We start from the raw sequence: 24,007 nt of genomic DNA, 5'->3' as shown, positions 1-24,007 counted from the left end.
ATGGCACGCTATCTCATCGCGGCAACCGCCCTGCCCGGCCACGTCCTGCCGATGCTGGCCATCGCCCAGCACCTCACGGGCCTCGGCCACGAGGTGCGGGTGCACACCGCGAGCCAGTTCAGGGCCCAGGCCGAGGCGACCGGCGCGAGCTTCACGCCCTTCGCGCGCGCCATCGACGGCGACTACCGCGATCTCGACGAACGCTTTCCCGAGCGCCGCCGGCTGAACTCGCCGCATGCGCAGCTGTGCTTCGGCCTCAAGCACTTCTTCGCCGACGCGATCGAGGCGCAGCATGCGGGCCTGCGCGCCATCCTCGAGGACTTCGAGGCCGACGCCATCGTGGTCGACACCATGTTCTGCGGCACCTTCCCGCTGCTGCTGGGGCCGCGCGACGAGCGGCCCGCGGTGGTCGCGGTCGGCATCTCGGCGCTGCCGCTGTCGAGCTGCGACACCGCCTTCTTCGGCACCGCGCTGCCGCCGTCTTCCACGCCCGAGGGCCGCGCGCGCAACAAGGCGATGAACGCCAACCTGCAGCAGGCGATGTTCGGCGACGTGCAGCGCCACTTCGACGCCGTGCTGCGGCGCCTGGGCGCCAGCGCGCTGCCGGCCTTCTTCGTCGACGCCATGGTGCGCATGCCCGACCTCTACCTGCAGCTCACCGGCCCGTCCTTCGAATACCCGCGCAGCGACCTGCCGGCCTCGGTGCGCTTCGTCGGCCCGCTGCTCGCGCCGGCCAGCCGCGACTTCACGCCACCCGACTGGTGGGACGAACTCGACGACGGCCGCTCGGTCGTGCTGGTCACGCAGGGCACGCTGGCCAACCAGAATCCCGCGCAGCTGATAGTCCCCACGCTGCAGGCACTGGCCGGCGATCCGAACTTGCTCGTGATCGCCACCACCGGCGGCCCGGTGCCGCCCGCGCTGTCGGCCAACGTGCCGGCCAATGCGCGCGTGCTGCCCTTCCTGCCCTACGACCGCCTGCTGCCCAAGCTGCATGCGATGGTCACCAACGGCGGCTACGGCTCGGTCAACCATGCGCTGAGCCTCGGCGTGCCACTGGTGGTGGCCGGCAGCTCGGAGGAGAAGCCCGAGATCGCCGCGCGCGTGGCCTGGTCGGGCGTGGGCATCAACCTCGGCACCGCGCAGCCGGCCGCCCGCCAGGTCGGCGATGCGGTGCGCAAGCTGCTCGCCACGCCCAGCTACCGCGAACGCGCGAACGCCCTGCGCGAGGAGTTCGCGCGCCACCGCGCGCTGCACGGCATCGCGCAGGCGCTCGAGGCCCTGCCGCGCGTCGAATCCCTGGAAGCGGCCTGAGCGCCAGCCCCTTCGCATCCCATCGAAAGAACCGCCATGACCAATCCCTTCGACGACAAGAACGCCAGCTTCCAGGTGCTGGTCAACGACGAGGGCCAGCACTCGCTGTGGCCCGCCTTCATCGCCGTGCCCGCGGGCTGGCGCGTGGCCCTGCCCACCACCGACCGCGCCGCGTGCAGCGCCTACATCGAGGCGAACTGGCAGGACATGCGGCCGCTCTCGCTGGCGGGACGTTGAGCGCGTCCATCGCATCGGGCCCCCGGCCATGATCTTCCTGTTCCTGCGCAGCCGCAGTGCCGCCGCGGTTCATGTGCGGCGGCTGCGAGCGCTCGGCCCCGAGGCCGCGGGCATGGCCTCGGCCGTGGAGAAGCGCCGGGCCGACAAGCCCCGCCGCCGGAAGGCCGAGGCCGGAAAGAAACGGCTCGCGGAATAGCGCCTGGACGTCTGCGCATAGCATCGGCCTCGCCACAGGATTTCCAGGAGGCCCGCGATGTCCCGCGAATTTTCCGCCCAGCTCAAGAACCCGACCGCGCTCCACTACTTCCGCGAGGTGGCGAAGGCCGGCTCGTTCCGCAAGGCCGCCGAGGTCACGCATGTCGCGGCCTCGGCCATCAACCGGCAGGTGAAGAACCTCGAGGACGAGGTCGAGGCGCCGCTGTTCGAACGCGGCCGCGGCCGTTCGGGACTCAAGCTCACGGCCGCCGGCGAGATCCTGCTGCTGCACGTGCGCACCATCGCGAACGAGCTCAATGCGGCGAAGACCCAGATCGATGCGCTCAAGGGCCTGAAGCGCGGCAACATCCGCATGGGCGTCAACGAGGGCTTCGCGCGCGAGCTGCTGCGCGAGACGCTGACGCCGTTCAACCAGCGGCATCCGCAGGTCACCTTCGAATTGCTGGTGGCCGCGTCGCCCCGATTGGTGGAGATGGTGATGGCCGACGAGGTCGATCTCATCATCGCCTACAACGTCGCGCCGCATGCGGGCCTGCAGGTGCAGGCGCGCTGCCTCGTGGGCTCCTGCATCATGGTGCCGCGCCAGCATCCGCTGGCCTCGAAGAGCTCGGTGCGGCTGGCCGATTGCGCACCCTACGGTTTCATCATGCCGCACGAGAGCATGGCGCTGCGCCCGACCATCGACCGCATGTTCGCCAGCGTCGGCATCCAGCCGAGCATCGCGCTCACCACCGACTCCTACGAAATGATGCGCAGCGCGGCCTCGGCGGGGCTGGGCATCGCGATCGTGAGCCAGTACCTGCACGGGCTCGATCCCAACTATCCGCATGCGGTGTTCGTGCCGATCCGCGACACGCGCGTGAAGAAGCAGGCGGTGTCGTGCTGCGTGCGCAAGGGACGCCATCTGTCGGTGGCCAGCCTCACGCTGCTCGAGAGCATGGCCGCGGTGCTGCAGGCGCGCAGCGAACGCTGAACGGCACCGGCACGCGGCGCCGAGCCGCGCCTTCAATGCGCTAATAAAGAGAACGCGTATCGACGTTTATTGATCTTGAGTAGAGCGGACCTCGCTCATAGAGTGGCGCTTCCCATCGCGCTGTGTCCATCGAGTTTTTCGATGCAGTGCAGCAAAAAGCAGGAGCCCACGTGTTCAAAGCCATCCATCTGTCCCGGCCTGAAGGCGGCTTCGCAGCCGCCGAGGTCGAGCTCGACCGGTCCGTCCTGCCGCAGGCCGACGTGACCGTGCGCATCGAGCATTCGTCGCTCAACTACAAGGACGCGCTGGCCATCGCGAACCGCGGTCCCGTGGTGCGCCAGTGGCCGATGATTCCCGGCATCGACGGCGCCGGCGTGGTCGAGGCCAGCGACAGCGAGGAGTTCCGCGTCGGCGACCGTGTGATCCTCAACGGCTGGGGTGTCGGCGAGCACTGGTTCGGCTGTCTCGCGCAGTACGCACGGCTGAAGAGCGACTGGCTGATCCCGATGCCCGACCGGCTCGATTCGCGCTCGGCCATGGCCCTGGGCACCGCCGGCTACACCGCGATGCTCTGCGTGCAAGCCATCGAGCGCCATCACGTGCGGCCCGGCGCGGGCGAGGTGCTGGTGACCGGCGCCGCGGGCGGCGTGGGCAGCATCGCCGTCGCGCTGCTGGCCCACCTCGGCTATCGCGTGGTGGCCTCGACCGGCCGCGCCGCCGAGGCCGACTACCTGAAAAGCCTGGGCGCCGCCGAAGTGATCGACCGCGCCGAACTCGCCGCGCCCGGCAAGCCATTGGCGCGCGAACGCTGGGCCGCGGCGGTCGACACGGTCGGCAGCCACACGCTGGCCAATGCCTGCGCGGCCACGCGCTACGGCGGCGTGGTGGCGGCCTGCGGCATGGCGCAGGGGCTGGACTTCCCGGCCTCGGTCGCGCCCTTCATCCTGCGCGGCGTGACCTTGCGCGGCGTGGACTCGGTGATGGCGCCGCGCGCCGAGCGCATCAGCGCCTGGCAGCGGCTGTCGCATGTGCTCGATGCACTGCGGCTCGGCGACATCGCCCACGAGATCGGCCTGTCGCAGGTGATCGCGCATGCGCACAAGCTGATGGCCGGCGAGGTGCGCGGCCGCATCTGCGTCGACGTCAATGCGTCGCACATCGCCGGGAGCCGCGCATGAGCATGAACCTGCAGGCGCTGTTCCGACCCGCCGCCGTCGCGGTGCTGGGCGCCTCGCCGCGCGCCGATGCCATGGGCACCTATGTCGCGCGCAACCTGCGCGACGGGGGCTACGCGGGCGAGATCTACCCGATCCATCCGACGGCCACCGAGGTCGAGGGGATGCGCTGCTACCCCGACCTGGCCTCGCTGCCGCGCGTGCCCGATTGCGCCGTGGTCGCGCTGTCGGCCGACAAGGTGATGGGCGCGCTGCGCGATGCCGCGGCCCAGGGCGTGAAGTCGGCGGTGGTGTTCGCGAGCGGCTTCGCCGAACTCGGCGCCGAGGGCGCGGCGCTGCAGCGGCAGTTCGCCGAGCTGCATGCGCGGACCGGCCTGCTGGTGTGCGGCCCCAACTGCCTGGGCCTGATCGACGTGCATGCGCGCACCGCGCTCTACAGCGCGCCGCCGCCCGATCCGCTGCCCGCCGGCGGCGTGGCGGTGGTGTCGCATTCGGGCTCGGCCTGCATCGCGCTCGGCGGCACCGGGCGCCTGGGCCTGAGCCACATGGTCTCGGTCGGCAACGCGGCGGTGCTTGACATCCACGACTACCTCGCCCACTTCGCGGGCGACGACAAGGTGAAGCTCGCCGCGGTGTTCATGGAGACCGTGCGCCACCCCGAAGGCTTCGCGCGTGCCGCGCGGCTGATGCGCGCGGCCGGCAAGCCCATCGTGCTGCTGCGCGTGGGCCGCTCGAGCCAGGGCGCCGCGGCCACGGCCGCGCATACCGGCTCGCTGGCCGGCTCCGACGAGGCCTACCTCGACTTCTTCCGCGGCCTCGGCGTGGTGGTGTCGAACGACATGGACGAGTTCGTCGAGACCTGCGTGCTGTTCGAGAGCGGCGCCCGGGCGCCACGGGGCGACGGCGTGGCGGTGCTCAACGTGAGCGGCGGCGAGATCGCGCTGACCTGCGACCTCGGCGAGGCCGCCGGCCTGCGCTTCGCCAGGCCGGCCGCGGCCACGCTGCAACGCCTGGCCGAGGTGCTGCCCTCGTTCGCCACGCCGAGCAATCCGCTCGACGTGACTGGCGCAGCGGTGTCCGATGGCAGCCTGTACCGGCAATGCGTCGACATCCTCGCGGCCGATCCCGACGTGGCGGTGCTCGCGATCTCGCAGGACTGCCCGCCGGGCATCGGCGAACGCGCGGCCAGCAACTACCGGCTGATCGCGCAGGCGGCGGCACAGGCGGCCCAGGCGCTTTCGAAGCCCGTGCTGTTCTACAGCAATGTCGGCGGCGGCATGCATGCGGATGTCGTCGCACCGCTGCACGAGTCGCGCGTCGCGGCACTGCAGGGCGCGCGCCCCGCACTGCAGGCGATCGCGCACTGGCTCGCCTGGCACCGCTGGCAGCCCGAGCCGGCCTTCGAGCCCGCTCTCTCGCAGCCGCAGCCCGCCTGGCGCGACCGCTTCGCGAGCGGCGAGCCCCTGTCGGAAGGCGAGGCCAAGCGCTTCCTCGCCGACCACGGCATCGCCACGACGCGCGAGCGCCTGTGCACCAGCGCCGAGCAGGCGGTCGCCGCCGCGCGCGAGATCGGCCATCCGGTGGTGATGAAGATCGAGTCGCCCGACATCGCCCACAAGACCGAGGCCGGCGGCGTGGCCCTGGGCCTGGCCGACGACGCCGCGGTGCGCGCGGCCTTCGACCGCATCCTGGCCGACGTGAGCCGCCACCAGCCGCAGGCCCGCCTGCGCGGCGTGGCCGTGCAGGAGATGGTGCGCGGCGGCGTCGAGATGATCGCCGGCACCTCGCGGCGCGCGCCCTTCGGTCCCGCGCTGGTGGTCGGCACCGGCGGCATCTGGGTCGAGCTGGTGCGCGATTCGGTGCTGGCGCTGGCGCCCGTGAGCCCGGCACGCGCGCACCGGATGCTGCGCGCGACGCGCGCGGCGGCGCTGCTCGACGGTTTCAGGGGCGCGGCACCCGCCGACGCCGCGGCCCTCGAGGCCCTGATGGTGCGACTGTCGGAGATCGCCGCGGCCTATGCGGACCTCGTGGAGGCCATCGAAATCAACCCGGTCGCCGTGCTTGCCGCGGGACAGGGCGTGCGCGTGCTCGACGCCCTGGTCGAGCTGCGCGGACCGACGCTCAACTGAAAGGAAGTACCCATGGACTACCAGGCCATCCAGCTCGCCATCGACGGCAGCATCGCCACGCTCACGCTCAACCGCCCCGAGAAGATGAACGCGCTCGACGACCAGCTGCTGCGCGAGATGCAGCATGCGCTCGACAGCCTCGAGGCGAACCTGGCCGTACGCGCCCTCATCGTCACCGGCGCGGGCCGCGCCTTCAGCGCGGGCTTCGATCTCAGCCCGCGCGAGGAGCCGTTCACCACCGTGCAGGACTGGCGCGAGCACGTGAAGCTGGGCAACGACACCTGGTCGCGCATCTGGCGCTCGCGGCTGCCGGTGATCGCGGCGGTCAACGGCTTCTGCCTCGGCGGCGCCTGCGACCTCTCGATGGTCTGCGACATCACGCTGGCCGCCGACACCGCGCAGTTCGGCGAGCCCGAGATCCAGTTCAAGTCGGCCCCGCCCTACGCGATCATGCCCTGGGTGCTGGGCATGAAGAAGACCAAGGAGCTGCTGCTGACCGGCGACCGCGTGGACGCGCAGGAGGCGCAGCGCATCGGCCTTGCCAACCGCGTGGTGCCGGCCGACCAGCTGCTGGCCGAGGCCCGGCGGCTGGCGACCAAGCTGTCGATGATTCCGCCGCCCGCGATGCAGCTCAACAAGATGGGGCTGAACCGCGCCTACGAGATGCGCGGCTTCCAGTCCACCATCGACTACGGCGCCGAGGTCTTCACGCTGGTGCTGATGGCGGAATCGGCCGAGGCCGACGAGTTCTTCAAGGTGGCCGGCGCGCAAGGCCTGAAGGCCGCCTTCAAGTGGCGCGACGCGCGCTTCGCACTCGAAGGCCCGCAGTGAGGCCAGGCCGGGCGCACCTCGAAAGGCACGCACCATGATCGAGATCTCGGGACTCAACAAGCGCTACCTCACGCGCGACGGCGTGGACATCGACGCGCTGAAGGACGTGAACCTCTCGGTGGCCGACGGCGAGTTCGTCACCGTGGTCGGGCCCAGCGGCTGCGGCAAGTCCACCCTGCTGAAGATCCTGGCCGGCACGCTGCGGCGCAGCTCGGGCTCGGTGAAGGCGCGCGACATCCCGCTCGACGGACCGAGCCGCGACGTCGGCGTGGTGCTGCAGGCGCCGGTGCTGCTGCCCTGGCGCACGGTGCTCGAGAACGTGATGGTGCCGGTCGAGATCCAGCGCCTGGACCGCAAGGTCTACGAGCCGCGCGCCCGCGCTCTGCTCAAGCTGGTGGGCCTCGAGGGCTTCGAGGGCAAGTACCCGTCCGAACTCTCGGGCGGCATGCAGCAGCGCGTGGGCATCTCGCGCGGGCTGGTGCACGACCCGGCCTTCGTGCTGATGGACGAGCCCTTCGGCGCGCTCGACGCGATGACGCGCGAGACCATGAACCTCGAGCTGCTGCGCATCTGGAAGGAGAGCGGCAAGACGGTGGTGCTGGTCACGCACAGCATCCCAGAGGCCGTGTTCCTCGCCGACCGCGTGGTCGTGATGTCGCCGCGGCCGGGCCGCATCACCGAGATCCTGCCGATCGACCTGCCGCGCCCGCGGCGGCTCGAGATGATCAATTCGGAACGCTTCGGCGGCTACGTCTCGGCCATCCGCAGGCACTTCCATTCGCTCGGAGCACTCGACGCATGAACATCCGCACCGCTTCCACCGTGCTGCCCGCCGCGCCTTCGGCGCCTCCCGCGCGGCGCATCGCCCGGCCCGAGATCCCGCTGGCCATCGCGCTGTTCGTCGTCGTGGTCGGCGGCTGGGAGCTCGCGGTGCGCGCGCTCGACGTCTCCGCGCTCGTGGTGCCGCCGCCCTCGGCGGTCGCGCTGGCGCTGTGGAGCGGACTGATCTCCAACGCCTTCACCTACCACTTCGGCGTGACCGCCTACGAGACGCTCGCGGGCTTCGCGGTCGGCGCGGGCCTCGGGCTGGTGCTGGGCTCGCTGGTGTCGCAGTTCGTGCTGGTCGAGAAGACGCTCTATCCCTACATCGTCGCGTTCCAGACCATCCCCAAGGTGGCGATCGCGCCGCTGTTCGTGATCTGGTTCGGCTACGGCATGACCTCGAAGGTGATCATCACCGCCACCATCGCCTTCTTTCCGGCACTGGCCAACACCATCGTCGGGCTGCGCGCGGCGCCGGCGGACCAGATCGAGCTGCTGCGGGCCTTCACCGCGACGCGCTGGCAGATCTTCCGCATGGCGCGCGTGCCGCATGCGCTGCCCTACATCTTCGCGGGGCTCGACGTGTCGATCGTGCTGTCGGTGATCGGCGCGGTGGTCGGCGAGTTCGTCGGCGCGCAGGCGGGGCTGGGCTACCTGATCCTGCAGCGCACCTTCTCGATGGACACGGCGGGCATGTTCGCCATCCTCATCCTGCTGTCGGCCATGGGCATCGTGCTGCATGCGGTCATGAAGTACGCCCGCAAGCGGGTCGTGTTCTGGCTCGAGACACAGAAGGACGCCACGCTCGGCGCCTGAGCCCCGGTTTCCCCTCGCACTTCACTTCTGGAGTCTTCATGACCACTCGCATCCTCGCCGGCGGCCTGCGCGCCCTCCTGCTGCTGCTCCTGGCCTGCGCGCTGCACGCATCGGCCCAGAGCGCCAAGCCCCTGAAGAAGGTCACGCTGGCCGTCGGCGGCGTGAGCGTGCTCAACGCGGCCTATCCCTGGCTCATGATGCCGCTGGCGCTCGGCTACTGGCGCGACGAGGGCTACGACGTCGAGGTGGTGGCCACGCCCGGCTCGCTGCAGACGGTGCAGCAGCTCGCCGCGGGCAGCATTGCGCTGTCGCAGATGAGCGCGGGCGCCCTGATCCAGGCCAACGTGATGAACAACCTGCCGATCCGCGCGATCAGCGTGAACAACGTGCTCGACTGGGCCGTGGGCGTGCAGGCCGACGGACCGGTCGCGAAGGTGGCCGACCTCAAGGGCAAGAACATCGGCATCGTGAGCCTGGCCAGCGGCGGCCTGCCGATGCTCAAGGCGCTGCTGCGCGCCGGCGGCCTCGATCCCGACAAGGACGTGACCATCGTCGCCGTGGGCACCGGCGCGCCCGCGCTGGAGGCGCTGCGCGCCAACCGGGTGCAGGGGCTGATGTTCTGGCACACGGCGCTGGTGGGCTTCGAGAATGCCGGCGGCCGGCTGCGCTACCTGTCGGACCCCGCCTGGGAGACCTTCGCCGACTTCAGCCTCGCGACCACGCAGCGCATCATCGACAGCGACCCGGCGATGGTCGAGGCCATCGCGCGCGGCGTGGCCAAGGCCAGCCTGTTCACCGCCACCAATCCGCAGTGCGCGCGCCAGCTGCACTGGAAGCGCTTCCCGCAGAGCAAGCCCACCGGCGCCGACGAGGCCACGCTGGCGCGCAACGACGATCGGCTGGTGGCGGCGGTGGTCGGGTCGATGGACAAGGCACGGCGGCTCGACGGCGGCCAGGCCTGGGGCCGCGTCGATGCGGCCGGCTTCCAGCGCATGCAGGACTTCCTGTTCGACAACAAGGTGATCGACAGGAAGGTGGCGCCCGAGACCTTCGTGATCCGCACGCCCGGCTTCGCCGAGCGCGTGGACCGCTACGACCACGAAGCGGTGATCCGCCAGGCCAAGGCCTGTGCCATCTCCTGAGACGAAGGAGCGCGAACGATGACCCCGATGGATGGTGCGTATGCGGCGGACGCCGCCGGACCGAAGCGCTCGCAGGCCGAGATCGCGGTGCGCTGCGACCTCGCGGCCGCCTACCGGCTGATCGCGCTGCACGGCCTGGACGACAGCATCTACACGCACATCTCCGCGCGCGTGCCCGATGCCGAGAACCAGTTCCTGATCAATCCCTTCGGCCTGCTGTTTCGCGACGTCACGGCCGGCTCGCTGGTGAAGATCGACCTCGAGGGCCGCCGGCTCGAGGACTCGCCGCACGACGTGAACCCCGCGGGCTTCACCATCCACAGCGCGATCCATGCGGCGCGCCACGATGCCGCCTGCGTGCTGCACACCCACACGGTGGCCGGCGTGGCGGTGTCGACGCTCGAGGAAGGGCTGCTGCCGCTCAACCAGTGGTCGCTGCTGTTCCACCAGCGCGTGGCCTATCACGACTTCGAGGGCATCGCGCTCGACCTCGACGAGCGCGAGCGGCTGGTGGCCGATCTGGGCGCCACCGCCAAGGTGCTGATCCTGCGCAACCACGGCCTGCTGACCGTGGGGCGCAGCGTGGCGGACGCGGTGCTGACGATGCTCGCGCTCGAGAAGGCCTGCCGGGCGCAGATCGCGGTGCTCTCGACCGGGCGGCCCGTGCGCGCGATCCCCGAGGCCATCCGCCAGAAGACGCTGCGGCAGCTCGAGAGCGGCGACGGCAACCGCATGAAGGGGCAGACCGATCCCGACCAGCGGGCCTGGCACGCCATGCTGCAGCGGCTGGCACCGGCCAGATGACATTTTTGTAATCGAAATGTGCGATCCAGGTCGAGGGCCTGGCGCCACAGTCCGCTCCAGAGCAGTGCCGGTCGTCACTGCAAGACCCTCGGCGCCGCAGCCGGCGCCGCCAGAACCTGGAGCCTTTCATGCATCGCAGAACCCTCATGGGCCGCATCGCGGCCATCGCCCTCGCCGGTGTCTTCTCCGCGGCCGCCGCCAGTGCGCAGACGGCGCCTTCGGCGCCGGTCGCCGTCCACAACGTGGTGCTGGTGCACGGCCTCTATGCCGACGGCTCGAGCTGGGGCAAGGTGATTCCGCTGCTGCAGGCCCAGGGCCTGCACGTGACCTCGGTGCAGAACCCGCTGAGCGACTTCCAGGACGACGTCGACGCGGTCAAGCGCGTGCTGGCGCAGCAGGCCGGCCCCACGCTGCTGGTCGGCCACTCGTATGCCGGCATGGTGATCAGCGAGGCGGGCACCGACCCGCACGTGGCGGGCCTGGTCTACATCGCGGCGCGCGCGCCCGATGCCGGCGAGGACTACCCGGCTCTCACTCGCAAGTTCGCGGCCGCGCCCGCCGGCGCCGGCCTGCAGTGGGACACCAACGGCTGGGGTTCGCTGAGCCAGCCGGCCTTCCTGAAGGACTTCGCAGGCGACCTGCCGCCGGCCGAGGCGCTCGCCTACTACGCGGTGCAGCAACCGTTCGCGCGCGCCATCACCACCGCCAAAACCACGGCGGCGGCCTGGCACGACAAGCCGACCTGGTATGCCGTCTCGCGCCAGGACCGCACCATCGATCCCGAGCTGCAGCGCTTCATGGCCCAGCGCATGAAGGCCAGCACGGTCGAGCTCGATGCGAGCCATGTGTCGCTGCTGTCGCAGCCCCAGGCGGTGGCCGACCTGATCGTGAAGGCGGCGCAGGGCCGGCGCTGAGCGCGCGGCCCGGCGATAGACTGCGGAACCGCCGCGCCGGTCGAGCCGCCGGCGGCGCCCCCGGAAGGACACAACATGCGCGTGCTCGTCGTCGAAGATCATCCCAAGCTGGCGGACTACCTGCGCAAGGGACTCACCGAGAACGGCTACGTCGTCGACGTCGCGGCCGACGGCATCGATGGCCGCCATCTCGCGGTGAACGGCGAGTACGACATCGTGGTGCTCGACGTGATGCTGCCCGGCATCGACGGCTTCGCGGTGCTCAAGGCGATCCGCGCCACCAAGGACGTGGCGGTGCTCATGCTGACGGCGCGCGACCAGGTCGAGGACCGCGTGCGCGGCCTGCAGGACGGCGCCGACGACTACCTGGTCAAGCCCTTCGCGTTCTCGGAGCTGCTGGCGCGCCTGACCGCGCTGCGCCGCCGCGGCGTGCGCTCGGGCGGCACCTCGGAACCCACCGTGCTGACCCTGGGCGAGCTGCAGCTGGACCTCGCGCGGCGCAAGGCCTCGCGCGGCGGCCAGGCGCTCGAGCTGACCAACAAGGAGTTCCTGATCCTGGCGCTGCTGATGCGGCGCCGCGGCGAGGTGCTGTCGCGCACGGTGATCGCCGAGCAGGTGTGGGACATGAACTTCGACAGCGACACCAACGTGGTCGAGGTGGCGGTGCGCCGCCTGCGCGCCAAGCTCGACGAGCCGTTCGAGACCCCGATGCTGCGCACCGTGCGCGGCATGGGCTACGTGCTGGAGTCCGCGTGAAGGCACCGCGGGTGCGCTTCGGGTCGATCTCGGCGCGCCTGGTGCTGATGCTGGCGGTGGTCGCGGTCGCGGTGTTCGCGGCCACCGGCTACCTGCTGCACAAGGCGCTCGAGCAGGTGCTGATCGCCGACGAGCGCTCGGACCTCAGCGGCAAGACCGAGGTGGTGCAGCACTTCATCGACGAGGTGCGCACGCCGGCCGACCTGCCGATGCTGCGGCGCCACCTCGCGGCCACCAGCGTGGGCGGGCGCTACCGCTGGAACGTGTGGCTGATCGCGCGCGACGGCGAGATGCTCTACGGCGCCGAGCCGATGCCGCCCACATTGCGCGGCGAGGGCAACAAGGTCTGGCTGCAGCGGCAGGACGGCGTGGTGCTGCGCGGCGCGCATTACCGGCTCGACGAGCACGCCATCTTTCCGGGTGCGCAGGTGCTGATCGGCATGGACCCGCGGCCGCGCGCCGAGATGCTCGACCGCTACGACAACTACGGCCTGCTGGTCGGCGCGCTCGGCGTGCTGTGCACCGTGGCGCTCGGCGCCATCGCCACCCGACGCGGCCTGCGCGCGCTCGCGGACCTGTCGCGCGAGGCCTCGGTGATACGCCCCGGCGGGCTGTCGCAGCGCCTGACCCTGCCGGCCGACAGCACCGAACTGCTGCCGCTGGCCCTGCGCTTCAACGAGGTGCTGGCGCGCATGGAGGATGCGTGGACCCAGCTCGAGGGCTTCAATGCCGACGTGGCGCACGAGCTGCGCACGCCGCTGGCCATCATGATCAACGGCGCCGAGCTCGCGCTCGCGCGCGACCGGCCCCAGGACGAGATGCGCGAGGTGCTCGAGTCGCACCTCGAGGAGCTGCGCACGCTGGGCTCGATGGTCAACGACATGCTGTTCCTCGCGCGCGCCGACCGCGGCGACGCGGCCGAGGACCTGCGCGAGCTCTCGCTGGGCGAGCAGGCGCGGCAGGTCGGCGAGTTCGTCGAGGTCTTCCTCGAGGAGAAGCGCCAGCGGCTCGAGATCGAGGGCGATGCCTCGGTGCCGGTCAACCGCGTGCTGCTGCGCCGCGCGCTCGTGAACTTGCTGACGAACGCATCGCGGCATGCGCCGCAGGAGGCCGTGATCGGCCTGCGCATCGAGGCACTGCCGGAGGGTGCGCGCATCACGGTCGCCAACCCGGGCGACGCGATTCCGGAAGAAGTGCGGCAGCACATGTTCGAGCGCTTCTGGCGCGGCGACAGCTCGCGGCCCAGGACCGGCGAGCGCTTCGGACTCGGGCTGGCGATCGTGCGCGCCATTGCGCGCATGCATGGGGGGGAGACCTTCGTGCAGGGCGCGGCGGGGACCAACGAGATCGGGTTCACGCTCGGTAGCCGCGTCGCCGCATCGACGCCGAGCTCGCCCGCGTAGGTCCACCCCGGCCCGCCCGGTCGTTTACTTGGTTTCGGGGATTCCCCGCATCGACCGGCCTGCCTACGCTTGCCGCGATGTCCAGGCGAGTTCCTCGGCCACTCACCGGGACCGGCGAAATGCCGCGCTTCTTCACCAGAGAAAAGCGGGCCCGCTTTTCGCACCATCGCACAGGCCGATTGCAGAGCAGGAGGAGCAATCCATGACCGACATGCATCTATCGCCCGACATCATCGCCAATGCGTCCTTGGTCCCGAGCGCGGCCGTCGACAGCGGCGAGATCAAGATCACTTTCGTCAACTACTCGAAGTTCGAGCTGCGGCGCGACGTCACCGGCTACACCAAGGACTTCGCGTTCGGCAGCGTGACCTCCTCGCCGGGGCCGGTGCTCAAGGCCCGTTCGGGCATGGAGACGCTCGACATCTGCCAGATCGCGTTTTCATGGATCGCCGACGGCGCCAACAACGCCTACGTCACCTGGTACAGCCCCGAGATCCCGGTGCGCTTCGGCGTGCGGATCGTCGCGCCGGTGCAGGTCTTCGGCATGGGCAAGCGCCCGTACTGGGACGTGTGCTGGGACAACAACCCGGGCCGGGATCCGCAATGGGCACGCTCGGGATCGGATCCGTCGGACCCCAGGACCTTCTTCGCCGACGGGCATGTCGGCGGCCTCGCGGCCATCGGCCGCGCGCAGTCGTGGCACACGGCGCTCGACCTGACCGTGACCATCAGCGACTACACGGGAGGCAAGCCATGAACGACCTGCTGATTCTCGAGATCGAGCAAGGACGGTGGGTCGCACGGGTCGCCAACACCGACATCCAGTACGTCTTCAAGTACCTGGTGGAGGAACCTCAGCTAAGCAGCCTCTGCGTCCAGTCGCTCGCCATGGCCATGCAGTCGGGGCGCCAGCAGGTGATCAACAGCATCGCGGGCAACGGCATCTTCGATCTTCCCCCCGGCACACAGCCCCAGACGGTGGTCGCCGAACTGTTCGACGCGACCGCGGCCCTGCGTTACGAGGAGGCCACGATCTTCGTGGCGCAAGCCGTCCTGGCCGACGAACTGGAGGAAGCGGGAATCGCGCTGCTCGCCGCCGTGCCCTGAGTCTCAGTCCGCTCCCGGCAGGCGCAGCACGATCTTCCCGATGTGCGCGCCGGCCTCCATGCGCGCCTTGGCCGCCGGCAACTCGGTGAACGCCACCACCTGGTCGATGCGCGGCCGGATGCGCCCGGCCGCGAACAGCGGCAGCACCTCGGCGACGAAACGCGGCACGCCCGAGGCGCGCTGGGCCTTGGTGCGCAGCTTGTTCGAGACACCGAACAGCACCAGCCGGCGCGCATGCAGGGCCTCGAGGTCGAGCTCGGCCTGCAGCACGCCGTCGACATGGCCCACGGTCGCGTGCCGCCCCTCGAAAGCCATCGCGCGCAGGTTCTCGGCGAAGACCGAACCGCCGACCGTGTTGACGACGAGGTTCGCGCCCTTGTCGCCGGTGGCCCGCAGCACGGCCGGCGCAAAATCGGCGGCACGGGTGGGCAGCGCGACATCGAGCCCCAGCGGCGCGAGGGCCGCGAGCTTGTCGGCCGAGCCCGAGGTGCCGATGACGCGCGCGCCGAGCGCCTTGCCCAGTTGCAGCGACGCCACCCCGACGCCCGAGGACACGCCGTTGACCAGCAGCCATTCGCCGGGCTGCAGCCGGCCCTGCAGCACCAGCATGTCGAACGCGACCAGGAACGCCAGCGGAATGCTCGCGGCCTCTTCCCACGACAGCGCCTGCGGCACGGCCATGGCCTCGGCCGCTTCCATCAGCGCGTACTCGGCGAAGGCCCCGGCGCAGCGGCCCATCACGCGATCGCCGACTTGAAATCCACTAACGGCATTTCCAACATCGACCACCCTGCCTGCACCCTCCCCGCCGGCCGGCCGCCACGCACCCGAAGCGCCGTGGCTCGCCAGGAACTCGCCCCGGTTGAGCGATGCCGCATGCAGGCGCACCAGCAACTGTCCCGGGCCCGCGGTGGGCACCGGCACCTCGCGCTGCTCGAGCACGCCGCCCGCCTCGCTCATCCGCATCCAGAAGGACTGCATGGTGGCCACTTCGGTCATCGAGAGATTCCCCTTCAAACACTCAGATGGCGCAGCACGGCCTGCGTGAACGCCACCGTGTTGCCGCTGCCGCGGATGTCGCCGGTGCGCGCCGAACGATCGGCCAGCGCGGCCGTGGTGGCGCGCGACATCGACGCCGCCATGCGCACCGCGCCCTCGTTGCCGCGGCTGTGGCCGAGCCAGTCGAACAGCATGCGCGTCGATTCGATCATCGCGTAGGGATTGGCGATGCCCTGGCCCGCGATGTCGGGCGCCGAGCCGTGCGTGGCCTGTGCCATCGCGATATCGCCGTCGCCGATGCACAGCCCCGGCGCCATGCCCAGGCCGCCGACCAGGCCGGCCGCCTCGTCCGACAGGATGTCGCCGAACATGTTGGTCGTGACCACCACGTCGAAGCTCTGCGGATCGCGCACCAGCCGCATCGCGAAGGTGTCGACGATCACGTCGTCCACGCGCACGTCGGGGTACTCCTCGGCGAGCTTCCGGCACTCCTCGACGAACATCCCGCAGCCGAGCTTGAACACGGTGTCCTTGTGCACATAGGTCAGGTGCTTGCGGCGCTGCCGCGCGAGTTCGAAGGCCGCGCGCGCCACGCGCCGGCTGCCGGTGCGGGTGATCACGCGCACCGACAGCGTGACCTCGTCGTTGGGCCGGAACTCGCCCGAGCCCGCGACCATGTTGCGGTCGGGCTGGAAGCCCTCGTTGTTCTCGCGCACGATCACCAGGTCGACGCCGTCGTGCAGGCAACCGATGTCCGGGTACGAGCGCGTGGGCCGCACGTTGGCGAACAGGTTGAAGGTCTTGCGCAGGATCGGATGCGGGTTGATCGCGTTCGGTCCCTTGGGATAGGCGCGGTGGCCGATGGGCCCGAGGAGCCAGCCGTCGAGCGTGCGCAGGGTCTCGAGCGTGCCGGGCGGCAGGGTGTGGCCGTGGGTCTGGAGCGCGCGCGCGCCGATCGGCAGTGGATGCCAGTCGATGGCCACGCCGTGCAGCTCGGCGGCCGCGCGCGCGATGTCGACCGAGGCCGGCACGATCTCGTGGCCGATGTCGTCGCCGTCGAGGATGCCGATGCGAAGCGATGGAATGCTGTTCGTCATGCGTGCCTCCTGTTCAAGCCGACGGTGCGGTCAATGCGGTCAGCGCGCGCAGGTCGGGCAACGCGGCCAGCGTGCGGCACACCTCGGTGATCCGGCCCGAGCGCTGCGCGCCGAGCAGCGGCACCGCGAGCGCGTCGAACTTGGCCTCGAGCTGCGCATCGGAGAGCGGGTTGTGCATCGAGCCGATCGCGTGATCGACCTGTACCTCGACGCGCCGGCCGTCGCGCAGCAGCGCGCTCACGTGCACCGATTCTTCCGCGATGCCGTCGTCGACCACCGCCTGCACCCGGTTGCGCAGCGCGACCACGCGCGGGTCGTTGACCACCGCATCCGAGAACTCCTCCTCGCCCGCGCGGCCATGGATCAGGCCCACGGCGCAGCCGTGGTAGACGCTGAACTTGCCCTGCAGCCCGTCCTTCGGCTCCTTCTTGCCCGTGAGCTCGAGCACCAGCGAATGCACGCGCAGCTCGATACGCTCCACGTCCTCGGGCGCGATGCCCTGCGCGCGCAGCCGCACGCAGGCGTCGATGCTCGGATGGATCACGATGCCGCAGGCGAAGGGCTTGTAGGTGTTGAAGGAGATCTCGAAGCGCTCGCCGAGTTCGTCGGTGACCTCGTGCCAGGCCCGCTTGTCGGAAGCCACCTGCACGAAACCGCGCGGCGCCTCGAGCGCCCGCTCGCTGGCCGTGAAGCCCTGGCTCGCGAGCAGCGCCGACATCAGGCCCGCGCGCGCCGCGGCGCCCGGATGGAAGGGCTTGGTCATGGTGCCGAACTGCTCGCGCAGGCCCACGGGCTGCGAGGCCGCGATGCCGATCGCCATCGCCGTGCGGTGTTCGTCCAGCCCCAGCAGCCGCGCGCAACCCGCGGCCGCGCCGAGCATGCCGGTCGAGCCCGTGATGTGCCAGCCACGGTCGTAGTGGTCGGGGTACATGGTGTTGCCGATACGGCAGGCCACGTCGATGCCGAGCACCAGCGCGTCGATCAGCTGGCGGCCCGAGGCCCCGCGGTGCTCGCCGAGCGCGAGCAGCGCCGAGGCGACCGGGCCGGCCGGATGGATGATGGTCTTGAGGTGCGTATCGTCGAAGTCGAAGGTGTGCGAGGTGATGCCGTTGAGCAGTGCCGCGCTGGCCATGTCGACCTTGTCGGCGCGGCCCGGCACACTGGCCTGCGGCGCCGGCTCGAGCAGGCGCACGGCGGCGATCGCGGCCTCGGCCGCCTCGTGGCGCGCGGCGCCGATCGCGCAGCCGAGCCAGTTGTAGAAGGTGCGGTGCGCCTCGCGCTCGACCGCGTCGCTCCAGCCGCGCGACGGATGCGTGGCGACGAAGCGGGCCAGGATGGCGGTGACGGGAGGGGCCGAGGTGTCGGCGGAAACGTGCGTGTTGCGGGCCACTGGTGTTCTTGCTGGTTGCGTTGAGAAAAGGAAAGGGAGCCGGCCGGGCCTACTCGTCGAGCTGGATGTTCCGGGCCTTGGCGAGCGCGGTCCACCGCGCGATCTCCGAGCCGATGTACTTGCCGAACTGGTCGGGCGTCATCGGCCAGGGCTCGACGGCCTCGCTCGCGAGCTTCTCGGCCAGGTCGGGCGCCTTGAGCACCGCGACCTGGGTCTCGTTGAGGCGGCGCACCACGTCGGCCGGCATGCCGGCCGGGCCGACCGAGCCGTACCACTGCATCGCGTCGAAGCCCTTGAAGCCGACCTCGTCCATGGTCGGCACGTCCTTGAGCTGCGCGCTGCGCTTGCTGCCGGTGACGGCCAGCGCGCGCATGCGGCCCGAGCGCAGGTGCGGCAGCGCCGCCGCGAGCCCCGGGAACATGGCCTGGGTCTGGCCGCCGAGCACGTCGTTGATGGCCGGCGCGATGCCGCGGTACGGCACGTGCACCATGACCACGCCGGTCTCCTGCTTGAACAGCTCCATCGTCATGTGCGTGAGCGAGCCCGCGCCGGCCGAGCCGTAGCTCACCTTGCCGGGGTTGCGCTTCACGTAGTCGACGAACTCGGCCACGGTCTTCGCGGGCACCTCGGCATTGATGGCCAGCACGTTGGGCGTGGCGCCGATCATGCCGATCGGCGTGAAATCCTTGATCGCGTTGTAGCTCACGCGGCGCGTCGCGGGCGTGGTGCCGTGGGTCGCGACATAGCCCTGCATCAGCGTGTAGCCATCGGCCGCGGCACGCGCCGTGTTCTGGCAGGCCACCACGCCGCCGCCGCCGCTCTGGTTGTCGATCACGAAGGGCTGGCCCAGCGCGCGGCCCCAGCGTTCCGCGACCACGCGGGCGATCATGTCGTTGCCGCCCCCGGCGGCGACCGGCACGATGTAGCGGATCGGCTTGCTCGGAAAGTCCTGCGCGATCGCGAAGCGGGGCATCACGATGGCGGCCGAGGCCGCGGAAGCGGTCAGCAGCAGTTGGCGGCGTTGCATGTCGGTGTCTCCTTGTTCTGCCGCGCATCTTCTGCCTGGGCGTCATTGCAGTAAATTGCAAGTTTTTGGGGGTTTATTGCATGAACTGCATGAGTGAGACCCGATGCTGAAGCCCTCGCTGGCCGACCTGCGCGCCTTCGTCACCGTGGGCGAGCTGCAGAGCTTCGCCGCGGCGGCGCGCACCCTGCACCTGTCGCAGCCCGCGCTGTCGCGGCGCATCTCGCACCTCGAGGAGCTGCTGGGCGTGCGCCTGTTCGACCGCACCACGCGCAGCGTCGAGCTCACCCTGCTGGGCCGGCGCTTCCTCGGCCAGATCCGCGGCCTGGTCGACGACCTCGACCGCTCGGTGCTGAGCCTGCGCGACGCGGCCGAGCTCGAGGCCGGCGACGTCACCATCGGCTGCGTGCTGTCGACCGTGCACCACTTCATGCCACCGGTGATCCAGGCCTTCCGCGCGCGCCATCCGCATGTGCTGGTGCGCATCATCGAGGAGGGCGCCGACGAGGTGCTTGCGAGCGTGAAGCAGGGCGAGGCCGATTTCGCGCTCAACTACATCGGCATGCAGGACCCCGAGGTGGAGTTCACGCCGCTGCTCAAGGAGCCCTATGTGCTCGCCTGCCCCGCGGACCATCCGCTGGCGCGGCGCAAGTCCGTGGGCTGGGAGGAACTCGCCCAGTACCCGCATGCGCGCGTCTCGCAGGCCAGCCGCAACCGCCTGTTCATCGACCAGGCCCTGGCCGAGCTGCCGCCGCTGCCGCGCCCGGTGTGCGAGGTGCGCCATGTCTCCACGCTGATCGGCATGGTCGAGAACGGCCTCGGCGTGGCCGTGGTGCCGCAGCTCACGCTTCCGCGCAAGCCGGCCGCGGTGGTCGGGGTGCGGCTGGAACGGCCAGAGATCGGGCGCACCATCGGCGTGATCCGGCGCGCGGGGCGCAGCCTGTCGCCGGCGGCGGCGGCGTTTCTGGAGATGCTGGCGCTGGCGAGCCGCTCGAGTGTGAAGCCGGCCAGGCCGACAAAGACCCGGGCGCAGCAACGGCGGCGAGAGCCCTGAAAACCCCAACGACACCGTCGACGATGCGTTCCACGCAGGCTTCATGGCTCGCACATCGAGATTGGGCATCATCGAACGGCGCCAGATTCCTCTCGAAGTCCTGAACCGCGCAATGATGGTCGCCAACGAGAAAGAAAACTGCGAGGAGTCCGCATGGGCAAGCGCTGCATCATCACCGTCGACGGTGGACGAGCAGGACACCGTGGCAGTCCTGGATTTCCTGCGGGGACTGCTTCGCCATGGGAAGCTCCGTGCTCCATTCGCCAACCGGAAAGAGACCCATCGAGCCCACCACCGCCACTGCCATGATTCCGGCGACGACGATGGCCTCCGGGTGCAAGCCCAGGGGCTCGTGCCGAAGGAATGCGTTGACGACTAAGAGTCCGACTGAAGTGCCATGATCGCCAAAGTCATCGTGACCCTGTCGTGGGCCGCACTGGGTTTTGCCATGGCGGCCGGCGTCCTCGCCGCCTTCGGGGCGCTGCTCCACGTCTTCGCGCTTGCCGGCGGCCTGCTGCGTGGCTTCCGGCACGACGACGCCGCCGACGACCGCCGCCAGGCAACGCATCTGCTGGCTGCCGCCGGCATCTGCGCGCTGGTCGCTGCTGCCGTCGGCGGCCTCGTCCTTCTCATCGCGTCATTCCAGTGAACCAGGCTTGCGCTTCGCGTAGAACACGTGGTGGCCCAGCGGGCTTCCTGCCTCGGCGATATGCTCATCGGTGAGCAATTCCATCCCGGCTTCCGCAAGCCAGGCCTTGTAGGTCTGCGAATCCGCGTGGCTCCAGTACATCTCGGCGCCCTCGACCCCCAGCCAGTCCTGCTCCGTGCCGGTCCAGGCACCGCTTCCCAAAGTGGCGACGAAGAGGCCGCCCGGCTTCAGCCAGCTCGCGATGCGCTTGAAGAGATCGGGCTGCTCTTCCAGGGGGACGTGGATGATCGCGTAGAAGGAAACGACCGCATCGAACGAGCCCGGCGGGAAGCGCAGCGCCGACATGTCTTCGCACAGGAATTCGGCCGCCGGTACGAGTGACCTGGCGCGCTCGATCTGCACTGGCGAGATGTCCACGCCGACCACGCTGCCGAGTGCGGCAAGCGCCCGGGTGGTCGGCACGCCGCAGCCGCAGCCCAGGTCGAGGAGGCGGGCGGACGGCGCGAGGTCGTTGGCCAGACGTGCGGTCCACCGCGCGTAGACGGGATCGTCGTCTGCCTCGTTGCCGCTTCGGTAGGCGAGGGACACCTTGTCGTAGCCGTCTCGAACGATCTGTTTGGGGTCTGTCATTTTTTATGCTCCCGGTGTTGAGGCGTGTGGGTGGCGAATCCAACCACGTCGGTGCGCGCAATCGCTGCCTCGCCTCAATGAGGCGACGAGAGGCGCTCGGCAGGATCAAGGCGAAGGATGAACCCTCTTTCCTTCTGGAGAAGAACGGACGGCAATGACGAAGTTTCGAGAATGTCCGTTCGGATAGCGGATTCGACGGTGATGCTGCTGCGCTACTAGATCGACGGGCGCCTTGGTGCCATGGTCAAGTGGTACTTCGTACATCCCGCATCACATCGAATGTCCGCACTGGCTCCATTACCCCGCAAAGTAAAAACAAGCGCGCCTCCGCATTGGACACACGCCTTCTCTTCGCCACGCATCGCCGCTTGGATCAGCGCATCCTGTTCAGCCAGCTCCGCGTGAATGTCAGCCCGATCAGGCAAGTTCTTGTGTTTCATCATGCATGTCCCAAATCATCGAGCCGCCGAAGCTCCTCGGCCCCCTCCTCTGATGCCTGCAAGATGTTTCGCAGGATCTCGGGAGTGATGGGCCGGCCAGCCTCACTGACAAGAGGCCGATGCCCGCCGCGCTCCAGTGCCGAAAGCACCGCACGCGCTTTGGCAAAGACGTCTTCCGTTCGATCGGAGAAAAGCGCCTGATCGAACACGGGCTTTCCGGTGGAAAGGCGGTCTCGCACATCGAGAACGCCGAGCTTCGTAATGCGCCGGATTTCGCTCACCAACGAAGCGGACGGGTCGCACGGCGCTGTGGAAATGGTCACGCGGCTCATCTTCGTTGGGAGGCGACAGGGAATGGATGGTCTTGGCCGGATGCTACCGCCATGGACATGCCGGCAAACGAGGATCGCCTTCCCCCAAAAAGAAAACGCCCGATGAGATTCATCGGGCGTCCATCGCCGGCTTCAACGGGCCGGCTCCGTGTCCTTCTCAGGCATCAGCCTTTGAAGAACGGATCAACGAAAGCTTGGCAGCTGCAACCGCCTCTCACGCCCCATGCGCCTCGCTCGCCGGCACCACCGCCGGCCCCTCGCGCCGCGCCTTCTGGATCGAGCGCACGAAGGCCACGAGCTGCCACACCACGAACACACCGATCAGGCCCAGCAGGGTCGCGCTGATCGGACGGTTCACGAACACGCCGAAGCTGCCGCGGCTGATCAGCATCGCGCGCCGGAAGTTCTCCTCCAGCATCGGCCCGAGGATGAAGCCCAGCATCAGCGGCGCGGCATCCAGCTCCAATCGCATGAAGGCGTAGCCAAGGCAGCCGAACACGGCGGTGATGAAGATGTCGTCGAGGCTGTTGTTGACGCTGTAGGTGCCGATGCAGCAGAAGAACAGGATCGACGGGAACAGCACGGCGTACGGGATCTTGAACACCGACAGCCAGTAGCGCACCAGCGGCACGTTGAGCGCGAGCAGGAAGCAGTTGCCCACCCACATGCTGGCCACCAGGCCCCAGAACAGGTCGGGGTGGCTGGCGATCATGTTCGGACCGGGCTGGATGCCCTTGATCACGAACGCGGCCAGCATCAGCGCCATCACCGGGTTCTCGGGGATGCCGATGCTCATCAGCGGGATGAAGCTGGTGCGCGCGGCGGCCTCGTCGGCCGCGGCCTGGCCGGCCACGCCTTCGATGCAGCCGGTGCCGATCTCGTGCTTGTACTTGCTGACCTTCTTGTCGATGGCGTAGGCCGCGAACTGGGCGATCGAGGGACCGCCGCCGGGCAGGATGCCGAGGAACGAGCCGATGGCACCGCCGCGCAGCGCGCTCGGGATGATGCGCTTGAACTCGGCCCAGGTCGGGATCAGGTTGATCTTGCCGTTGAAGGGCGAACGCTCCTCGCGCGCGTCGAGGTTCTTGGTGATCTCGGCGATGCCGAAGCAGCCCAGCGCGATGCTCACCAGGCCCACGCCGTCGGCGAGGAAGGGCAGGTCCATGGTGTAGCGCTGCATGCCGCTGTTGACGTCGGTGCCGATCTGGCCGAGCAGCACGCCGATGAAGCACATCGCGAGGCCGTTGAGCAGGCTGCCGGTGGTCACGAAGCTCACGCAGACGAAGCCCACGAGCATCATCGAGCAGTAGTCGGCCGGGCCGAACAGGAAGGCCACCTCGCCGAGCATCGGCGCCATCCAGGCCAGCACGACGATCGCGATGGTGCCGCCCACGAAGCTCGAGAAGCCCGCGGTGAACAGTGCCAGGCCGGTCTGGCCCTTGAGCGTCATCGCGTACCCGTCGATGCAGGCCACGATGCTGCTGGCATGCGGGATCTTCATGGTGATCGCGCTCACGCTGTCGCCGTACTGGGCGCCGTAGTAGATGCCGGCCAGCATGATCAGCGCGCCGCCGGTGGGGATCGAGTAGGTCAGCGGCAGCAGCAGGCTGATGGTGGCCAGCGGGCCCAGGCCCGGCAGCAGGCCCACCAGGGTGCCCACGGTACAGCCGATGGCGCAGAACAGCAGGTTCTGCATCGTGAGCGCGTGCGAGAAACCGAACGCGAGATTGTTCAAGACTTCCATGGCTTCGTC

General features: G+C 69.6%; 26 protein-coding genes. 19 read left to right on the top strand and 7 right to left on the bottom strand.

Translation table 11 applies throughout. The features are described 5' to 3' along the window. The 16 genes from AC07RM_RS13610 to AC07RM_RS13535 all read left to right on the top strand — a co-directional run bounded on the left by AC07RM_RS13610 (position 1) and on the right by AC07RM_RS13535 (position 14,639). Positions 1-1,314 carry a glycosyltransferase gene (locus tag AC07RM_RS13610; protein WP_495334846.1) on the top strand — a complete coding sequence of 438 codons (1,314 nt, stop codon included), beginning with the start codon at positions 1-3 and terminating at the stop codon, positions 1,312-1,314. Positions 1,315-1,350: 36 nt separating this feature from the next. Then, on the top strand, positions 1,351-1,551 hold the full coding sequence (locus AC07RM_RS13605; protein ID WP_057591017.1) for an MbtH family protein: 201 nt from the start codon (positions 1,351-1,353) through the stop codon (positions 1,549-1,551). Positions 1,552-1,579: 28 nt separating this feature from the next. Next, the gene (locus AC07RM_RS13600; RefSeq protein WP_398493477.1) at positions 1,580-1,747 is read left to right on the top strand and encodes a hypothetical protein; all 168 of its coding nucleotides are present in this window, start codon (positions 1,580-1,582) and stop codon (positions 1,745-1,747) included. Positions 1,748-1,804: 57 nt separating this feature from the next. After that, entirely contained in the window at positions 1,805-2,740 is a 936-nt protein-coding gene (locus AC07RM_RS13595; protein ID WP_495334845.1) for a LysR family transcriptional regulator, read from the top strand. Between the two features lie 170 nt (positions 2,741-2,910). Continuing rightward, a complete protein-coding gene (acuI, locus tag AC07RM_RS13590) occupies positions 2,911-3,918 on the top strand; it encodes an acrylyl-CoA reductase (NADPH) (protein WP_495334844.1) in 1,008 nt (335 codons plus the stop codon). Continuing rightward, positions 3,915-6,044 carry an acetate--CoA ligase family protein gene (locus AC07RM_RS13585; protein WP_495334843.1) on the top strand — a complete coding sequence of 710 codons (2,130 nt, stop codon included), beginning with the start codon at positions 3,915-3,917 and terminating at the stop codon, positions 6,042-6,044. Before acuI ends, AC07RM_RS13585 begins: the two co-directional genes overlap by 4 nt. A 12-nt stretch (positions 6,045-6,056) precedes the next feature. Further along, positions 6,057-6,875, top strand: a complete 819-nt coding sequence (locus AC07RM_RS13580; protein WP_495334842.1) for an enoyl-CoA hydratase/isomerase family protein — start codon at positions 6,057-6,059, stop codon at positions 6,873-6,875. 34 nt (positions 6,876-6,909) lie between these two features. Then, positions 6,910-7,677: an ABC transporter ATP-binding protein gene (locus tag AC07RM_RS13575; RefSeq protein ID WP_209542205.1), complete on the top strand. Its 768-nt coding sequence runs from the start codon at positions 6,910-6,912 to the stop codon at positions 7,675-7,677. Beyond that, complete coding sequence (locus AC07RM_RS13570) at positions 7,674-8,513, top strand: ABC transporter permease (RefSeq protein ID WP_495334841.1); 840 nt, start codon at positions 7,674-7,676, stop codon at positions 8,511-8,513. Before AC07RM_RS13575 ends, AC07RM_RS13570 begins: the two co-directional genes overlap by 4 nt. A gap of 38 nt (positions 8,514-8,551) precedes the next feature. Next, positions 8,552-9,655 (top strand): ABC transporter substrate-binding protein, encoded by a 1,104-nt coding sequence (locus tag AC07RM_RS13565; protein WP_093354963.1) that lies wholly within the window; start codon positions 8,552-8,554, stop codon positions 9,653-9,655. Between the two features lie 18 nt (positions 9,656-9,673). Further along, positions 9,674-10,459 carry a class II aldolase/adducin family protein gene (locus AC07RM_RS13560; protein ID WP_495334840.1) on the top strand — a complete coding sequence of 262 codons (786 nt, stop codon included), beginning with the start codon at positions 9,674-9,676 and terminating at the stop codon, positions 10,457-10,459. 128 nt (positions 10,460-10,587) lie between these two features. Beyond that, entirely contained in the window at positions 10,588-11,373 is a 786-nt protein-coding gene (locus AC07RM_RS13555) for an alpha/beta fold hydrolase (protein WP_495334839.1), read from the top strand. A 75-nt stretch (positions 11,374-11,448) separates the two neighbouring features. Then, entirely contained in the window at positions 11,449-12,129 is a 681-nt protein-coding gene (locus AC07RM_RS13550) for a heavy metal response regulator transcription factor (RefSeq protein WP_495334838.1), read from the top strand. Then, positions 12,126-13,532 carry a heavy metal sensor histidine kinase gene (locus tag AC07RM_RS13545; RefSeq protein WP_495334837.1) on the top strand — a complete coding sequence of 469 codons (1,407 nt, stop codon included), beginning with the start codon at positions 12,126-12,128 and terminating at the stop codon, positions 13,530-13,532. Before AC07RM_RS13550 ends, AC07RM_RS13545 begins: the two co-directional genes overlap by 4 nt. 202 nt (positions 13,533-13,734) lie before the next feature. After that, positions 13,735-14,289 carry a hypothetical protein gene (locus tag AC07RM_RS13540; protein WP_495334836.1) on the top strand — a complete coding sequence of 185 codons (555 nt, stop codon included), beginning with the start codon at positions 13,735-13,737 and terminating at the stop codon, positions 14,287-14,289. Continuing rightward, the gene (locus AC07RM_RS13535; RefSeq protein WP_495334835.1) at positions 14,286-14,639 is read left to right on the top strand and encodes a hypothetical protein; all 354 of its coding nucleotides are present in this window, start codon (positions 14,286-14,288) and stop codon (positions 14,637-14,639) included. Before AC07RM_RS13540 ends, AC07RM_RS13535 begins: the two co-directional genes overlap by 4 nt. 3 nt (positions 14,640-14,642) lie before the next feature. Here AC07RM_RS13535 and AC07RM_RS13530 read toward each other — a convergent pair whose 3' ends face one another. From AC07RM_RS13530 to AC07RM_RS13515, 4 genes are read right to left on the bottom strand one after another with little or no spacing between them, the layout of a single operon-like run. Beyond that, positions 14,643-15,638 carry a quinone oxidoreductase family protein gene (locus AC07RM_RS13530; protein WP_495334834.1) on the bottom strand — a complete coding sequence of 332 codons (996 nt, stop codon included), beginning with the start codon at positions 15,636-15,638 and terminating at the stop codon, positions 14,643-14,645. Positions 15,639-15,652: 14 nt separating this feature from the next. Further along, positions 15,653-16,735 (bottom strand): isocitrate/isopropylmalate dehydrogenase family protein, encoded by a 1,083-nt coding sequence (locus AC07RM_RS13525; RefSeq protein WP_495334833.1) that lies wholly within the window; start codon positions 16,733-16,735, stop codon positions 15,653-15,655. Positions 16,736-16,748: 13 nt separating this feature from the next. Beyond that, positions 16,749-18,125: an MmgE/PrpD family protein gene (locus tag AC07RM_RS13520; RefSeq protein ID WP_495334832.1), complete on the bottom strand. Its 1,377-nt coding sequence runs from the start codon at positions 18,123-18,125 to the stop codon at positions 16,749-16,751. A gap of 49 nt (positions 18,126-18,174) precedes the next feature. Continuing rightward, positions 18,175-19,152, bottom strand: a complete 978-nt coding sequence (locus AC07RM_RS13515) for a Bug family tripartite tricarboxylate transporter substrate binding protein (RefSeq protein ID WP_495334831.1) — start codon at positions 19,150-19,152, stop codon at positions 18,175-18,177. 103 nt (positions 19,153-19,255) lie between these two features. Here AC07RM_RS13515 and AC07RM_RS13510 point away from each other — a divergent pair, with 103 nt between their 5' ends. From AC07RM_RS13510 to AC07RM_RS13500, 3 genes are all read left to right on the top strand, one after another. Continuing rightward, positions 19,256-20,203 carry a LysR family transcriptional regulator gene (locus tag AC07RM_RS13510; RefSeq protein ID WP_495334830.1) on the top strand — a complete coding sequence of 316 codons (948 nt, stop codon included), beginning with the start codon at positions 19,256-19,258 and terminating at the stop codon, positions 20,201-20,203. A gap of 61 nt (positions 20,204-20,264) precedes the next feature. Continuing rightward, positions 20,265-20,582: a hypothetical protein gene (locus tag AC07RM_RS13505; RefSeq protein WP_495334829.1), complete on the top strand. Its 318-nt coding sequence runs from the start codon at positions 20,265-20,267 to the stop codon at positions 20,580-20,582. Positions 20,583-20,600: 18 nt separating this feature from the next. After that, on the top strand, positions 20,601-20,852 hold the full coding sequence (locus AC07RM_RS13500; RefSeq protein ID WP_495334828.1) for a hypothetical protein: 252 nt from the start codon (positions 20,601-20,603) through the stop codon (positions 20,850-20,852). Here AC07RM_RS13500 and AC07RM_RS13495 read toward each other — a convergent pair. The 3 genes from AC07RM_RS13495 to AC07RM_RS13485 all read right to left on the bottom strand — a co-directional run bounded on the left by AC07RM_RS13495 (position 20,841) and on the right by AC07RM_RS13485 (position 23,998). Then, on the bottom strand, positions 20,841-21,482 hold the full coding sequence (locus AC07RM_RS13495; protein WP_398493442.1) for a class I SAM-dependent methyltransferase: 642 nt from the start codon (positions 21,480-21,482) through the stop codon (positions 20,841-20,843). The two genes, AC07RM_RS13500 and AC07RM_RS13495, sit on opposite strands and share 12 nt — an antisense overlap. Positions 21,483-21,921: 439 nt before the next feature. Then, entirely contained in the window at positions 21,922-22,254 is a 333-nt protein-coding gene (locus tag AC07RM_RS13490; protein WP_495334827.1) for a hypothetical protein, read from the bottom strand. Positions 22,255-22,468: 214 nt separating this feature from the next. Beyond that, on the bottom strand, positions 22,469-23,998 hold the full coding sequence (locus AC07RM_RS13485; RefSeq protein WP_093354916.1) for a tripartite tricarboxylate transporter permease: 1,530 nt from the start codon (positions 23,996-23,998) through the stop codon (positions 22,469-22,471). Positions 23,999-24,007: the final 9 nt, after the last annotated feature.

The sequence above is a fragment of the Variovorax sp. GW821-FHT09B05 genome (assembly GCF_059418265.1).
Note: the sequence above shows the minus strand (reverse complement) of the source record. Positions and strands in the feature narration are given on the sequence as shown.

Bases quoted from the DNA above. Each gene is read 5' to 3' on its own strand.
- AC07RM_RS13495 (WP_398493442.1), bottom strand. From the start codon at position 21,482: ATGACAGACCCCAAACAGATCGTTCGAGACGGCTACGACAAGGTGTCC.
- AC07RM_RS13510 (WP_495334830.1), top strand. From the start codon at position 19,256: ATGCTGAAGCCCTCGCTGGCCGACCTGCGCGCCTTCGTCACCGTGGGC.
- AC07RM_RS13555 (WP_495334839.1), top strand. From the start codon at position 10,588: ATGCATCGCAGAACCCTCATGGGCCGCATCGCGGCCATCGCCCTCGCC.
- AC07RM_RS13485 (WP_093354916.1), bottom strand. From the start codon at position 23,998: ATGGAAGTCTTGAACAATCTCGCGTTCGGTTTCTCGCACGCGCTCACG.
- AC07RM_RS13605 (WP_057591017.1), top strand. From the start codon at position 1,351: ATGACCAATCCCTTCGACGACAAGAACGCCAGCTTCCAGGTGCTGGTC.
- AC07RM_RS13610 (WP_495334846.1), top strand. From the start codon at position 1: ATGGCACGCTATCTCATCGCGGCAACCGCCCTGCCCGGCCACGTCCTG.
- AC07RM_RS13535 (WP_495334835.1), top strand. From the start codon at position 14,286: ATGAACGACCTGCTGATTCTCGAGATCGAGCAAGGACGGTGGGTCGCA.
- AC07RM_RS13540 (WP_495334836.1), top strand. From the start codon at position 13,735: ATGACCGACATGCATCTATCGCCCGACATCATCGCCAATGCGTCCTTG.
- AC07RM_RS13515 (WP_495334831.1), bottom strand. From the start codon at position 19,152: ATGCAACGCCGCCAACTGCTGCTGACCGCTTCCGCGGCCTCGGCCGCC.
- AC07RM_RS13595 (WP_495334845.1), top strand. From the start codon at position 1,805: ATGTCCCGCGAATTTTCCGCCCAGCTCAAGAACCCGACCGCGCTCCAC.
- AC07RM_RS13585 (WP_495334843.1), top strand. From the start codon at position 3,915: ATGAGCATGAACCTGCAGGCGCTGTTCCGACCCGCCGCCGTCGCGGTG.
- AC07RM_RS13500 (WP_495334828.1), top strand. From the start codon at position 20,601: ATGATCGCCAAAGTCATCGTGACCCTGTCGTGGGCCGCACTGGGTTTT.
- AC07RM_RS13565 (WP_093354963.1), top strand. From the start codon at position 8,552: ATGACCACTCGCATCCTCGCCGGCGGCCTGCGCGCCCTCCTGCTGCTG.
- AC07RM_RS13490 (WP_495334827.1), bottom strand. From the start codon at position 22,254: ATGAGCCGCGTGACCATTTCCACAGCGCCGTGCGACCCGTCCGCTTCG.
- AC07RM_RS13570 (WP_495334841.1), top strand. From the start codon at position 7,674: ATGAACATCCGCACCGCTTCCACCGTGCTGCCCGCCGCGCCTTCGGCG.
- AC07RM_RS13525 (WP_495334833.1), bottom strand. From the start codon at position 16,735: ATGACGAACAGCATTCCATCGCTTCGCATCGGCATCCTCGACGGCGAC.
- AC07RM_RS13600 (WP_398493477.1), top strand. From the start codon at position 1,580: ATGATCTTCCTGTTCCTGCGCAGCCGCAGTGCCGCCGCGGTTCATGTG.
- AC07RM_RS13530 (WP_495334834.1), bottom strand. From the start codon at position 15,638: ATGACCGAAGTGGCCACCATGCAGTCCTTCTGGATGCGGATGAGCGAG.
- AC07RM_RS13575 (WP_209542205.1), top strand. From the start codon at position 6,910: ATGATCGAGATCTCGGGACTCAACAAGCGCTACCTCACGCGCGACGGC.
- AC07RM_RS13550 (WP_495334838.1), top strand. From the start codon at position 11,449: ATGCGCGTGCTCGTCGTCGAAGATCATCCCAAGCTGGCGGACTACCTG.
- AC07RM_RS13580 (WP_495334842.1), top strand. From the start codon at position 6,057: ATGGACTACCAGGCCATCCAGCTCGCCATCGACGGCAGCATCGCCACG.
- AC07RM_RS13560 (WP_495334840.1), top strand. From the start codon at position 9,674: ATGACCCCGATGGATGGTGCGTATGCGGCGGACGCCGCCGGACCGAAG.